Source organism: Longispora sp. NPDC051575, assembly GCF_040681875.1.
Lineage (GTDB): Bacteria > Actinomycetota > Actinomycetes > Mycobacteriales > Micromonosporaceae > Longispora.
The window spans coordinates 15,884-27,253 of record NZ_JBFAZP010000002.1 but is presented as its reverse complement, the minus strand read 5'-3'; the positions used below and the strand labels follow the sequence as shown (position 1 = coordinate 27,253).

Genomic DNA, 11,370 nt, shown 5'->3' with positions numbered 1-11,370 from the left:
GCCGCGCATGGAAACGCCCCCGGACGGATCCCGTCCAGGGGCCTCGACAGTGCGGGTCAGGCTCCCGTGCCGCCGTCCACCCGTTCCCGGATCAGGTCGGCGTGCCCGGTGTGCTGCGCGTACTCCTCCAGGAGGTGGATGTAGACCCACCGGAGGCTGACCTTGCCGGTCGGCGCGCCCGGGTCGTCGGACAGCTCGTCGAGGTCGATGCCCGCCACCGCCGCGTCGCAGGCGGCCGTCTCCGCGAGGAACGTGGCGTAGTCCGCCTCGGCGTCGGCGTCGGCCACCAGGTCGAAGTCGCCGTCCTCGTGCTCGTCGGTGACGTACAGCGCGGGCAACTCCTCGTGCAGGAACTTCTCCCGGAACCAGAAGCGCTCGACCTCCGCGAGGTGTCGCAGGAGGCCGAGCAGCGTCAGTCGGGACGGTTCCACGGAGGCGGTCTTCAGTTGTCCGGCGGTCAGTCCGGCGCACTTGCGGAGCAGGAACACCCGCCGGAGCCGCAACCAGTTGTCGAGCATCTCGCGTTCGCCGCAGGCCATGTCCGTCCGGGTTCCCCGCGCTACGTCGGGTGCTGTCCACGTCATGGGGCCATCATGACAACCCCCGCAACCCCTTTGGCGGGTACGCACACATGTGCCCCGCCGTCCGTTTTCCGGGGATCCTGGCAGGAATCCGCGCGACCCTCCGGTGCCGGGGTCGCCTGCGGTGTTCAGAACCAGGAACGAAAGAGGCTGACGCCGAGCTGCCGGAGCAGGCTCCAGGGCCGCAGGGAGCCCCGGCCGTCCCCGTCGCGGCACTGGGTCCCCGCGAGCCCTGACGTCGCCCCGTCGCCGTGCGGGGCCGCCGTGATGTCCGACATCGACCGGTCGCCGTGCGGGGGCGCCGTGGTCCCCGACGTCGATCCGTCTCCGTGCGGTGCCGCCCCGGGTTCCGGCGCCGACCCGGCGTCCCCGGTGACGTCGGCCGCGTCGGGCCCCTGCCGTCCGGTCGGGGAGTCGGCGACCGCGCAGTTCCGGGTCCGGCCGTCGACATCCCGGGCAGCGGTGTTCGGGTCCTCGCGCACCAGAAGCTCCAGCCCCTGCCGCACGGAGTCCCCGGGGCCGCCGGCCAGCGTCGTGGTCGAGGGCAGCGTGCCCCCGAACACCAGCGCGGCGGCGATCATGGCCACCAACGCGACCGCCCGCCGGGGCCCTGTCGCCCTGCGGACGCGGTGGGACTGGTCGGAACGCATGGGGAGTCCTCCTCGTGCGACCCGTTCGGCCGCTCGGAAACCGGTCCCGTTCAGCCTGCCCGCCCGGGATCGCCCCATCAATACAGCCAGTGACCATCACGAGGTAGTGCTGGCGACCCGTCCCCGGGTATGGCCAGCCCTCCTGTCGCGGGTGGGTACCCCTCCGGCCGGCCGCGGCCCCGGTAATCGGCTGGCGCCGGGCCGCTCCGGGGTGTGTGATGTCAGATCATGGTGCTCCGGCGGAACCGACCGTTCATGATCTTCTGGCTCAGCCAGACCCTGTCGGTCGCCGGCAGCTCCATCACCACCATCGCGGTGCCGCTCCTCGTGCTCCAGGCCACCGGCTCCGTCGTCCAGATGGGCCTGCTCACCGGCCTGGTCACGGTCGGCAGCGTCCTGACCGGACTGTTCGCCGGCTCCGTCGTCGACCGGTTCGACCGTCGCACGCTCATGATCGGCGCGGACGTGGCCCGCGCGGTGCTCTACGGCGCCGTACCCGTCGTGTGGGCCTTCGGTCCCCGGCCCTGGTTGTTGTTCGTGCTCATGCCGGTGGCGGCCGTGTTCGACATGCTGTTCCAGGTCAGCTACGTCACCGCAGTCCCGAACCTCGTCGACCGCGACCAGGTCACCGAGGCCAACGGCCGGCTGCACACCACGTTCGCGGTGTTCGCCGTGCTCGGTCCGGCCGCCGCCGCGGGGCTGGCGGCCTGGGTCGGCCCGGCCAACGCGCTCGGCGTGGACGCGGTGAGCTTCCTGGCCTCGGCGCTGTGCCTGACGGCGATCCGGTTCCGGGCCGTCGCCCGCGCCCCCGAGGACGGCGGTCCGGTCCGGCGGGTGTTCGCCGGCGCCCGGTTCCTGTGGGCCCAGCCCGTCCTGCGCAGCCTCACCATCGTGCTGACCGGGGTCCTGTTCGTCACCCTGGGCGCCGTGGACCTGCTCATCTTCCGGCTCAAGGGCGAACTCGGCCAGCCCGACGTGGTCGTCGGCTCCGTGCTGTCCGGCGCGGGGGCCGGCGGCATCCTCGGCGCGACGCTGGTCGGGGTGCTGCGCCGCCGGCTCGGGTTCGGCCCGTGCTGGATCGGGGGCACCGGGGTGGCCGCGCTCGCCGTCGTGTCCTACGGCCTGGTCAGCGACGTGTACGCGCTGGGCGCCGCCGCCGCGGTGTACTCCTTCGGCCTCACGATCGCCGGCACCGTGTCCATGTCGCTGCGCCAGCAGATCACCCCCGACCACCTCCTCGGCCGGGTCACGTCCGCGTTCTGGACCCTGCACTACGCGCTCGGCCCGATCGGCGCGGTCGTCCTGACGGCGGTGGCGGCGGGGCACGGGGTGCGGGTCGCGGCCGTGGTGGGCGGCGGGCTCGTGCTGCTGTTCGCGTTGTCGGCGCTGTTCACGCCGGTCCGCCTGCGGCACCCGGAACGGGAGTACGCCCCCGAACGCGCCTCCGTGCCGTAGGTACCCGTCCCGGGGTGTCGCGCGTTTCCGCGCCGGGCCCATGCCGGCCGGCCACGACAGGGCCGACCGGAAATTGCCGCGCGCCCCGCCCCTCACCCGTCTACACTCGCCGCACCACTGGTCAGCCACCACCGAGTCAGGGAGACGACATGCGGCGACAGATCGACGTCACCTACGGAAAGGGCCGATCGATCGCACCAGTGGAGACCAGTTTCTATGAAGACGTTGAACATCGGAATTCTCGCCCATGTCGACGCGGGTAAGACCAGCCTGACCGAGCGGCTGCTGTTCGAGACCGGGGTCATCCACCGGATCGGCAGTGTCGACGCCGGCAGCACCACGACCGACTCGCTCGACCTGGAGCGCCGCCGGGGCATCACCATCCAGTCCGCCGTCGTGTCCTTCACGGTCGACGACCTGCGGGTCAACCTGATCGACACCCCCGGGCACCCGGACTTCATCGCCGAGGTGGAGCGGGCGCTGCGGGTCCTCGACGGGGTCGTGCTCGTCGTGTCCGCCGTGGAGGGGGTGCAGCCCCAGACCCGGGTGCTGATGCGGACCCTGACCCGCCTCGGCCTGCCCGTGCTGATCTTCGCGAACAAGATCGACCGGACGGGCGCGACCGAGGGGGAGCTGCTCGACAGCATCCGGGAACGGCTCACCGCCCGGATCCTGCCGCTGAGCACGGTCACCGACATCGGCTCGCCGCGCGCCCGCACGGCCCCGGTCCCGCCGGACGCGGAGGTCCTCGCCGACCACAGCGACCGGCTGCTGGCCGCGTTCCTCGACGGACCGGTGCCGCCCGCCCTGGCCCGCGCCGAGCTGGTCCGCCAGACGGGCGGGGCGCTGGTGTACCCGGTGTTCTTCGGCTCGGCCATCACCGGCGAGGGCGTGCCCGCCCTGCTGGCCGGTGTGCGCGAACTCCTGCCGTCGGCCGCCCCGGCCGGCCTGGACCTGCGCGCCACCGTGTTCAAGATCGAGCGCGGCCGGGCGGGGGAGAAGGTCGCCTACGTCCGGGTGTTCGCCGGCACGCTCCAGGCCCGCCAGCACGTCGCGTACCACCGGCGGGACAGCGCCGGCGGGCTGGTCGAGCGGGAGGGCAAGGTCACCGCCGTCCGGGTCTTCACCGACGGGGCGGCCACGGCGGACACGACCGCGCACCCGGGCACCATCGCCCGGATCACGGGCCTCAAGGACATCCAGATCGGCGACCAGCTGGGTACGGGCGACCCGGCGGACACCGCGTTCTTCGCCCCGCCGACCCTGGAGACCGTGATCCGCTCGGACCGGCCCACCGAACTGTTCGCCGCCCTGAGCCGCCTCGCCGAACAGGACCCGCTGATCGACATCCGCAAGGAGGACGGCGCGGAGCTGTCGATCCGGCTGTACGGCGAGGTCCAGAAGGAGGTCGTCGCGGCCACCCTCGCCGAGACGTACGGGCTGGCGGTCGAGTTCGCCGAGACCCGGCCGATCTGCGTGGAACGGCCGGTCGGCACCGGCGCGTCCGTCGAGATGATCAGCGCGCGGGCCGACGGGTTCCTCGCGACGGTCGGGCTGCGGGTCGAGCCGGGGCCGCCCGGTTCGGGGATCACGTACGGGCTGGAGGTGGAGCCGGGTTCGCTGCTGCCGCCGTACCGGCACGCGCTGGAGGAGGGGCTGCGGTCCGCGCTCCGCCAGGGCCTGCGCGGCTGGCAGGTGGTCGACTGCGCGGTGACCCTGACCCACAGCGGCTACTGGGCGCCGATCAGCAACGCGGCCGACTTCCGCAACTGCGCGCCGCTGGTGGTGATGGCCGCGCTCCGGGAGGCCGGCACCGAGGTGCTGGAGCCGGTGCACCGGTTCGAGCTGGAGGTGCCGGCCGACCGGATCGGCGCGGTGCTGTCCCGGCTCGTCGACGCGCAGGGCGCCCTGGCCGGGTCGACGGTGCGGGGCGGCACCGGCCGGCTGGTCGGCACGATCCCCGCCGGCCGGGTGCACGGTTTCGAGAAGCACCTGCCGGGGCTGGCGCACGGCGACTACGTGTTCCTGACCGAGTTCGACGGGTACCGGCCGGTGCACGGCGAACCGCCCTCGCGACCGCGCACCGACCGCAACCCGCTCAGCCGCCAGGAGTACTTCTCGCACCTGGCCAACCGGCACTAGGGGGCGAGGGGTCGGAGGGTGCCACGTGCGGCCTCCGACCCGTTCGCCGTGGCGGCGACGAGTGCCGCCGAGCCCACGCGGCGCCGCTGTTCCGCAGTTCCGCAGAGCCGCGGCGCCGCCCAGGCTTCAGCGCCCGGACCTGGCCCTGAGGCGCTCCGCCGGAATGTCGACCGGGTCGCGGGCGGCGGCGTAGAGCCACGGACGTGCCCGGCCGTCATGTCCTTGTGGGCGGATCGGCCGGGCGCTCCGACGGGTCCAGGGTCCAGTCCGCGTTCACACCCAGGATCTCGCCCAGCTGCTGGGCCCGGGCGAACGTGACCGCGTCGGACGAATCGGCGGGGGACGTCGGCTGGTCTTTCCAGGTGGCCGTCAGCGCCAGGACCCTGGCCAGTTTGTCATCCATCTCCTGTTTCCGCGCGAGTGCGTCGGCAGCGGACAGCCGGGGACGCAGGCGCAGGTACAGGAACAGTCCGGCCACGCTGAGGAACAGGATCGCCCCTGTGACCGAGATCAGCCAGTGGTAGCTCCCGGGCGGACCGACGGTGTCGGTCGAGCGTTCCAGGACGACTCCGGGCACCGGGCCCTTGGGCCGCTCGGAGTACTTCGCCCTGCTCGTCACGCCGCCGACAGGTGCGGAGCCGTCGTCGGGGACGAACCGCCCGTGGCAGTGCCAGCTGTCCCACTTTCCGACCCAGTCGCAGTTCTCGGCATGGAAGGTGCCGAGCGCCCCGCTGTTCGCCGCGCGGTGTTGGTCGACGCCGAGGAACAGGAAGTACATCCCGGCGCCTCCAAAGAAGCTGACCGCCAGCACGGTCACGACGGTTCTCTTGACGCCGTCGCGCAGGTGCCGTTTCCCCCCGTTGGCCATCCGCCCAGCCTACCGGGGCACCCGGGAGCGGGAACGCTTCCTTTGTGGAGGACGCCGGGATTCATCCATGGTGCTCGGCCACCGCGGCCGCTAGGCGGTGTCCCGCCGTTCCAGCCACTCGAGGATCACCCGGTTCGTCTCCTCCGGCTTCTCCTGCTGGATCCAGTGCCCGCAGTCCAGGCTGACCACCTCCACCTGGGGTACGAACTCCGCCAGGTTCTCCGACCGCGCCACCACGTCCCGGTCGCCGTAGACCATGAGCGTGGGCTGTCGGATGACCGGGTCCACGTCCGCCAGCAGGTGCCAGTTGCGGTCGAGGTTCCGGTACCAGTTGATGCCGCCCGTGAAGCCCGAGGTCTCGAAGGCGGAGACGAGGACGGCCAGTTCGCCGTCGCTCAGCACGGGCTCGCCGAGCGGCGTCTCCGCCCTGGCCAGGTTGATCAGTGCCATACCCGGCTCCGGCTCCCTGGGCGGCTCGTTCTTCCGGTACAGGTTGCGGAGGAACCGGGAGGTGTTCTCCTCGAACACGGCGTCCGCGACGCCCGGCCGCCGGTTGAAGTGCACGAAGTAGAAGTCGCCGCCCAGCACGGCCTCCATGACCTCGATCCAGGGTCGTTCGCCGCGTTCGAGGTAGGGCAGGCTCAGGTTGACGACCTTGTCGACCCGGTGCGGGTGCAGCAGGGTCAGCCCCCACACGACGGCCGCGCCCCAGTCGTGGCCGACGAAGGTGGCGTCCTCGTATCCGTAGTGGTCGAGGAGCGCGACGAGGTCGCCCGACAGGTGCTCGATGTCGTAGGCGGTGACGTCCGCCGGGCGGGACGAGTTTCCGTACCCCCGCTGGTTCGGGACGATGACGTGGTAGCCCGCCGCGGCGAGGGCGGGCAGCTGGTGGCGCCAGGAGTAGGCGTGCTCCGGCCAGCCATGGCACAGGACGATGGGCTTTCCCGCGTTGTGCCGGCCCGCTTCGAAGACTTCGAGTTCCACGCCGTTGACCGCGATCAGGGTGGGCTCGGGACAGTCGGTCGGTGTCGGCGCGTGGTCGGGGCTGGTCGTACTCGTCGGTGTGGTCATGGCACCATCCTGCGGACCGAAACCGGTCACCTCATGACCGGTTTCCCTGACAGAGTTCCCGTATGCGAACCGACCGGCTGGTGGCCGTCCTCCTCCTGCTGCAACGGCGCGAGCTTGTGACGGCGGCGGAGGTCGCCCGGGAGCTGGAGATCTCCGAGCGCACCGCCCGCCGCGACCTCGACGCCCTGGCCATGGCCGGGGTGCCCGTGTACCCCCTGCGGGGTCGCGGCGGCGGCTGGCGCCTCGTGGGCGGCGCCCGCACCGACCTGTCCGGTCTGACCGCGGGTGAGGCCCGCGCCCTGTTCCTGGTCGCCGGCCCGGCCTCGGCCGCGACGCCGGCCGTGCGGGCGGCGCTGCGCAAGCTCGTCCAGGCCCTGCCGGAACCCTTCCGGGTGCAGGCCGAGGCGGCGGCGTCGTCCCTGGTGACGGACCCGCGCCCCTGGGGTGCGAGCCGGGTCGAGCCCCGACGGCCGCGCTTCCTCGACGACCTCCAGGACGCGGTGATCCGTGGCGTCCAGGTGCGGCTCGGCTACCGCGACCGCGACGGCGCCGGGACCGAGCGGACCGTGCACCCGCTGGGCATCGTCGCCAAGGGCCCCTCGTGGTACCTGGTCGCCCACACCGGGGCGGGCACGCGGACCTTCCGGATCGACCGGGTGTCGTCCGCCGACCCGACCGGCGATCCCGTGCGGCGACCCGCGGACTTCGACCTCGCCGAGAGCTGGCGCGGGATCGCCGACGGGGTCGAACGCCGGCGGACGCCCCTGGAGGCCAGGGCGGTGTGCGTGCCGCACGGGGTCGGCGTGCTCCGGATCGGGTTCGGCGACCGGCTCGACGTGGGCGGTGCCACGACCGACGGCCGGATCGAGGTCGTGATCCGGGGCAGTGACGAGTACGTGCTCGCCGGCGAGCTCGCCGGGCTGGTCGCGTGGGTCGAGGTGACCGGCCCGCCGGGGGTGCGGGACCACCTGGCGGCGATCGGCGCCGCGCTCGTCGGACGGTACGGCTGAGACTGGCGCGGGCGCCCACCGACGGGACGCCCGCTCGGGCGTTCGCCGGATTCCTGTCGGGGGTCGGTGGGACGATGTCCGGCATGACTGGACCGGACCTCAAAGCTGACCTCCACCGGTATCTGCGCGCCGGCCGCGAGGCCCTGCTCTGGAAACTCGACGGCCTCTCCGAGTACGACGCGCGCCGGCCGCTCACCCCCACCGGTACCAATCTGCTGGGGTTGGTCAAGCACGTGGCCGGGTGCGAGCTCGGGTATTTCGGGGACACCTTCGGCCGGCCGTCCGGGGAGGTGCTGCCCTGGATGGCGGTGGGCGCCGAGCCGAACGCGGACATGTGGGCCACCGCCGAGGAGTCCCGCGCGGACATCACCGGGCTCTACCGCAGGGCGTGGGCGCACTCCGACGCCACGATCGACGCGCTCCCCGTCGACGCGCCCGGCCGGGTCCCGTGGTGGGGCGCGGGCGGCGCGGTGACGCTGCACCGGGTCCTGGTGCACATGATCGCCGAGACGCACCGGCACGCCGGGCAGGCCGACATCGTCCGGGAGCACATCGACGGGGCCGCCGGGCACAGCGAACACGACGACAACATGGCCCCCGGCGACCGGGAGTACTGGCGGAAACACCGCGAACACCTGGAGGGCGTGGCCCGGGAGGCCGGATCCCGCTAGGGTCCGGCGGGGTAGGCGGCGGAGTGCGCCGACCCGTAGCATCCGAGCACGACCTGAGGAGGAGCACGTGGGCAACCCGGTAACGAACCCGTCGGAGAAGAGTCCGGCGAACCCCCGACGCGTGGCGAAGCGCGAGGCCGCGGCCAGGGCCGTCGCCGCACGCGAGGCGGCCGAGCGCAAGCGCAGGGTGTGGATCGCCGGGCTGAGCGTGCTGGCGGTCCTCGTCGTGGTCGGCGGCGTCCTGCTGCTGGTCAAGGGCGGTTCGGACACCAAGCCCAACGCGAACCCGTCGGCCTCCGCCGTCGCCCTGGACCCGGCCCTGAAGACCAAACCGGTCGTCACGGCGGGTACGGGGACGATCACCGAACTCAAGGTCACCCCGCTGGTCACCGGCACGGGCCCGGAGACCAAGGCCGGCCAGACGATCAGCGTGAACTACGTCGGCGTGCAGTTCGCCAACGGCACGGAGTTCGACGCCTCCTGGAAGCGCGGCCAGCCGTACAGCTTCCAGCTGGGCGCCGGCGGGGTCATCAAGGGCTGGGACCAGGGCCTGGTCGGGGTCAAGGTCGGCAGCCGGGTGCAGCTCGACATCCCGTCCAGCCTGGCGTACGGGGACGACCCGAGCAGCGGCCGGCCGACCGGGACGCTGCGGTTCGTGGTGGACGTCCTCGACGCGAAGTAGTCCGGTGGCGGCGGACGCGACCCGTCCGCCGCCGACCGGGGATGGCTACCCGACGGTCCACTCCCCGTCGCGCATGAGGTCGCGGCCCTGGAGTTCGTTCACCTCGCGCCAGGCCTGGAGCCGCTCCGGCGTGACGTGGAAGTAGTGGTACGGGCTCCGGAGCGCGCGCGGGTCGAACCCGGTCTTCACCGCGAAGGCGTCGCCGACCTCCGCGCCGATCTCGGCGGCGGGCACCGCTCGGGCGGTCCCGTCGATGAGGACGACGTCGCGGGTCAGGCCGAGCCCGAGCCGGACCCGGCCGGTGGCGAGCAGGGCGCGCGCGGTCGGGCTGGCCGAGGCGGTGGAGAACAGCAGCGTGCGGCCGTCCCACAGGAACGACAGCGGTACCAGATAGGGGGCTCCGGTCTCCGGGTCCGCGGTCGCCATCCAGGCGTCGACGTCGTTCTCCAACCGGTGCAGGACGTCCTGCCGGCGTTGCTCGGGGGTGCGGGCGGGCGGATTCATGCGGGGTGACCTCCGGGATGATCTTTGTGGCCGACGTCAGAAGATAGTCCACCGGTCACCAGCGCGGCGCGCTGAACCACCCCACGATCGCCCGGGTGTACTCCGGACCCGGGTCGTCCCGGGTGCGGCGCCGCTTCGGCGCGGTGCTGCGTATCCTGTCCGGCGGGAGGCACTCATGGGACGGACGGACCGGACGCGGCTCCTCGAAGTCGGCTACGCGGTCGCCCTCGTCGCCGGCATCGCGCTGCCCTACGCCCAGGCGGTCCCGTGGCTCCTGGACCACGGCCCGGACCTGCCGAGGCTGTTCGACGAGGTGTTCGGCGACCGGATCAGCGCCTTCTTCGGCTGGGACGTCGTCGTCTCCGTCCTGGCGTTGGCCGTGGCCACGGCCGTCGACGGGAGTCTGCGCCGGGGCCAGAAGGCGCTGATCCTCGCGGGCAGCCTGCTCGGCGCCTCGGTGGGCCTGCCGCTGTACCTGCTCCTGCGCCAGCGCAACCGAAGCCGGCCTACCGCGAACCGGTACCGGCCGGACGACGCACCGGGCCGGTGACCGCTCGGAGCTGGTCCGGCGGCCGTCGTCGGCCGGCTAGTACTCGGTGGGGTTGCCGTCCGGCCCGAGCGTGTCCACGGCGGCCCGCGCGGTGGCCAGCAGGGTCGGGAACGACTCGTACGCGTTGACCGGGCTGTAGTAGGTGCCGTCGTCGGCGCGGTACACCGTCAGCGGGTACTGGTCGATGAAGACGGCGCGGCGCAGCACCGGCTCCGTGCCGCACCGGTCGACGATGAGGATCCGCCGGCCCTGGTAGAACTCGAAGTGCGCCGACACCTTGCAGCCCTTCGCCGCCGCCCCGCGCTCGGCGGGCGACCCGAGCGACCCAGGCGACCCGAGGGACCCGGGCGTCCCGGCGGCCGACGCCAGCGCGGGGCCGGCCGCGAGCCCACCGGCCATCGCGGACAGGACCGCGACAATAGCCAACCTCTTGCGCATAGCCATGCTCCCCATCAGTTGTCGGACACGTCACGATGCGGTTTCACGATACCGGCGGCCCGCGCCAGCGCAAGAGAGTGACGCGATTCGATCGTTGTTCACTGTTAACTCGCGGGTGCGGAACCGTTTCCGTTAACCATTAACTGTGCGCTTTTCGTGCGACAGTTCACAGCGCCACAGTGGACATTGCCGGTTAGGCTCGACACGGGCTTTACGAAACCCAATTCTTCTCGCATTCCCACTCCGGACCGGATCGCGCTGCCCCGTGTCCGTGGTGCGAGAGGGCGACTGTATCGGGGAGGAACAATTCATGAACGATTCGCCGAATACGAAACCCGTCAGTAGGCGCAGGGCTCTGGGGATCGCCGTCGCGAGTGCCGGGGTGCTCGGGGTCTCCGCGTTCGTCGGCGTCCAGGGCGCGAACCCCGGGGTGGCCCTGGCCGGCGCCCCCGAGGGCACGGAGTTCGACGAGACCTACCAGGGGCGCAGGATCACGGCCAGCGCCGTGGCCGGTCCCGAGGGCGAGGGGCACCACCACGGCACCGTCGACGTGCGGATCGACGGCCAGCCGCTGCACGTCATGCACAACTCCGACGACACCTACACGTCGTCGGTGAACCACTACGAGTCCCACCGCACGGTGCGCGAGGCGGCCTACCGGGCGGTCGACACCCTGGGCGACGGCTCGCCGGTCGGCAACTACCAGTAATCCGCAGCCGCGGTCGCGACGTCTTCTTTAGTACGAGGG

Annotated in this window: 13 protein-coding genes; 7 read left to right on the top strand and 6 right to left on the bottom strand. The window is 72.4% G+C overall.

Going from position 1 to position 11,370, the window contains the following annotated elements; translation table 11 throughout:
- Positions 1–56 precede the first annotated feature (56 nt).
- Together AB0M43_RS04115 and AB0M43_RS04110 are read right to left on the bottom strand one after the other, a co-directional pair.
- Positions 57–584: a DUF664 domain-containing protein gene (locus tag AB0M43_RS04115; RefSeq protein ID WP_363720995.1), complete on the bottom strand. Its 528-nt coding sequence runs from the start codon at positions 582–584 to the stop codon at positions 57–59.
- 125 nt (positions 585–709) lie between these two features.
- Positions 710–1,231: a hypothetical protein gene (locus AB0M43_RS04110; RefSeq protein WP_363720994.1), complete on the bottom strand. Its 522-nt coding sequence runs from the start codon at positions 1,229–1,231 to the stop codon at positions 710–712.
- A 228-nt stretch (positions 1,232–1,459) separates the two neighbouring features.
- Between AB0M43_RS04110 and AB0M43_RS04105 the strand changes: the two genes are divergently transcribed.
- Complete coding sequence (locus AB0M43_RS04105) at positions 1,460–2,686, top strand: MFS transporter (protein WP_363720992.1); 1,227 nt, start codon at positions 1,460–1,462, stop codon at positions 2,684–2,686.
- 216 nt (positions 2,687–2,902) lie between these two features.
- Positions 2,903–4,828: a translation factor GTPase family protein gene (locus AB0M43_RS04100; protein ID WP_363720991.1), complete on the top strand. Its 1,926-nt coding sequence runs from the start codon at positions 2,903–2,905 to the stop codon at positions 4,826–4,828.
- A 214-nt stretch (positions 4,829–5,042) separates the two neighbouring features.
- Here the strand turns inward: AB0M43_RS04100 and AB0M43_RS04095 are convergent, their stop codons facing one another.
- Together AB0M43_RS04095 and AB0M43_RS04090 are read right to left on the bottom strand one after the other, a co-directional pair.
- On the bottom strand, positions 5,043–5,696 hold the full coding sequence (locus AB0M43_RS04095) for a hypothetical protein (RefSeq protein ID WP_363720990.1): 654 nt from the start codon (positions 5,694–5,696) through the stop codon (positions 5,043–5,045).
- Positions 5,697–5,786: 90 nt separating this feature from the next.
- Positions 5,787–6,767 (bottom strand): alpha/beta hydrolase, encoded by a 981-nt coding sequence (locus AB0M43_RS04090; protein ID WP_363720989.1) that lies wholly within the window; start codon positions 6,765–6,767, stop codon positions 5,787–5,789.
- 62 nt (positions 6,768–6,829) lie between these two features.
- Between AB0M43_RS04090 and AB0M43_RS04085 the strand changes: the two genes are divergently transcribed.
- The 3 genes from AB0M43_RS04085 (at position 6,830) to AB0M43_RS04075 (ending at position 9,130) form a co-directional block, all read left to right on the top strand.
- Entirely contained in the window at positions 6,830–7,777 is a 948-nt protein-coding gene (locus AB0M43_RS04085; RefSeq protein WP_363720988.1) for a WYL domain-containing protein, read from the top strand.
- Between the two features lie 83 nt (positions 7,778–7,860).
- On the top strand, positions 7,861–8,448 hold the full coding sequence (locus AB0M43_RS04080) for a DinB family protein (RefSeq protein ID WP_363720987.1): 588 nt from the start codon (positions 7,861–7,863) through the stop codon (positions 8,446–8,448).
- Positions 8,449–8,515: 67 nt separating this feature from the next.
- A complete protein-coding gene (locus AB0M43_RS04075) occupies positions 8,516–9,130 on the top strand; it encodes an FKBP-type peptidyl-prolyl cis-trans isomerase (RefSeq protein ID WP_363720986.1) in 615 nt (204 codons plus the stop codon).
- 45 nt (positions 9,131–9,175) lie between these two features.
- Here AB0M43_RS04075 and AB0M43_RS04070 read toward each other — a convergent pair whose 3' ends face one another.
- On the bottom strand, positions 9,176–9,634 hold the full coding sequence (locus AB0M43_RS04070; protein WP_363720985.1) for a pyridoxamine 5'-phosphate oxidase family protein: 459 nt from the start codon (positions 9,632–9,634) through the stop codon (positions 9,176–9,178).
- A gap of 175 nt (positions 9,635–9,809) precedes the next feature.
- On the opposite strand from AB0M43_RS04070, the gene AB0M43_RS04065 reads away from it, so the two are divergent.
- Entirely contained in the window at positions 9,810–10,184 is a 375-nt protein-coding gene (locus AB0M43_RS04065; RefSeq protein ID WP_363720984.1) for a DUF2834 domain-containing protein, read from the top strand.
- A 36-nt stretch (positions 10,185–10,220) separates the two neighbouring features.
- Here the strand turns inward: AB0M43_RS04065 and AB0M43_RS04060 are convergent, their stop codons facing one another.
- The gene (locus tag AB0M43_RS04060) at positions 10,221–10,622 is read right to left on the bottom strand and encodes a tyrosinase family oxidase copper chaperone (protein WP_363720983.1); all 402 of its coding nucleotides are present in this window, start codon (positions 10,620–10,622) and stop codon (positions 10,221–10,223) included.
- Positions 10,623–10,932: 310 nt separating this feature from the next.
- Here AB0M43_RS04060 and AB0M43_RS04055 point away from each other — a divergent pair, with 310 nt between their 5' ends.
- Positions 10,933–11,331 (top strand): tyrosinase family oxidase copper chaperone, encoded by a 399-nt coding sequence (locus AB0M43_RS04055; protein ID WP_363720982.1) that lies wholly within the window; start codon positions 10,933–10,935, stop codon positions 11,329–11,331.
- Positions 11,332–11,370: the final 39 nt, after the last annotated feature.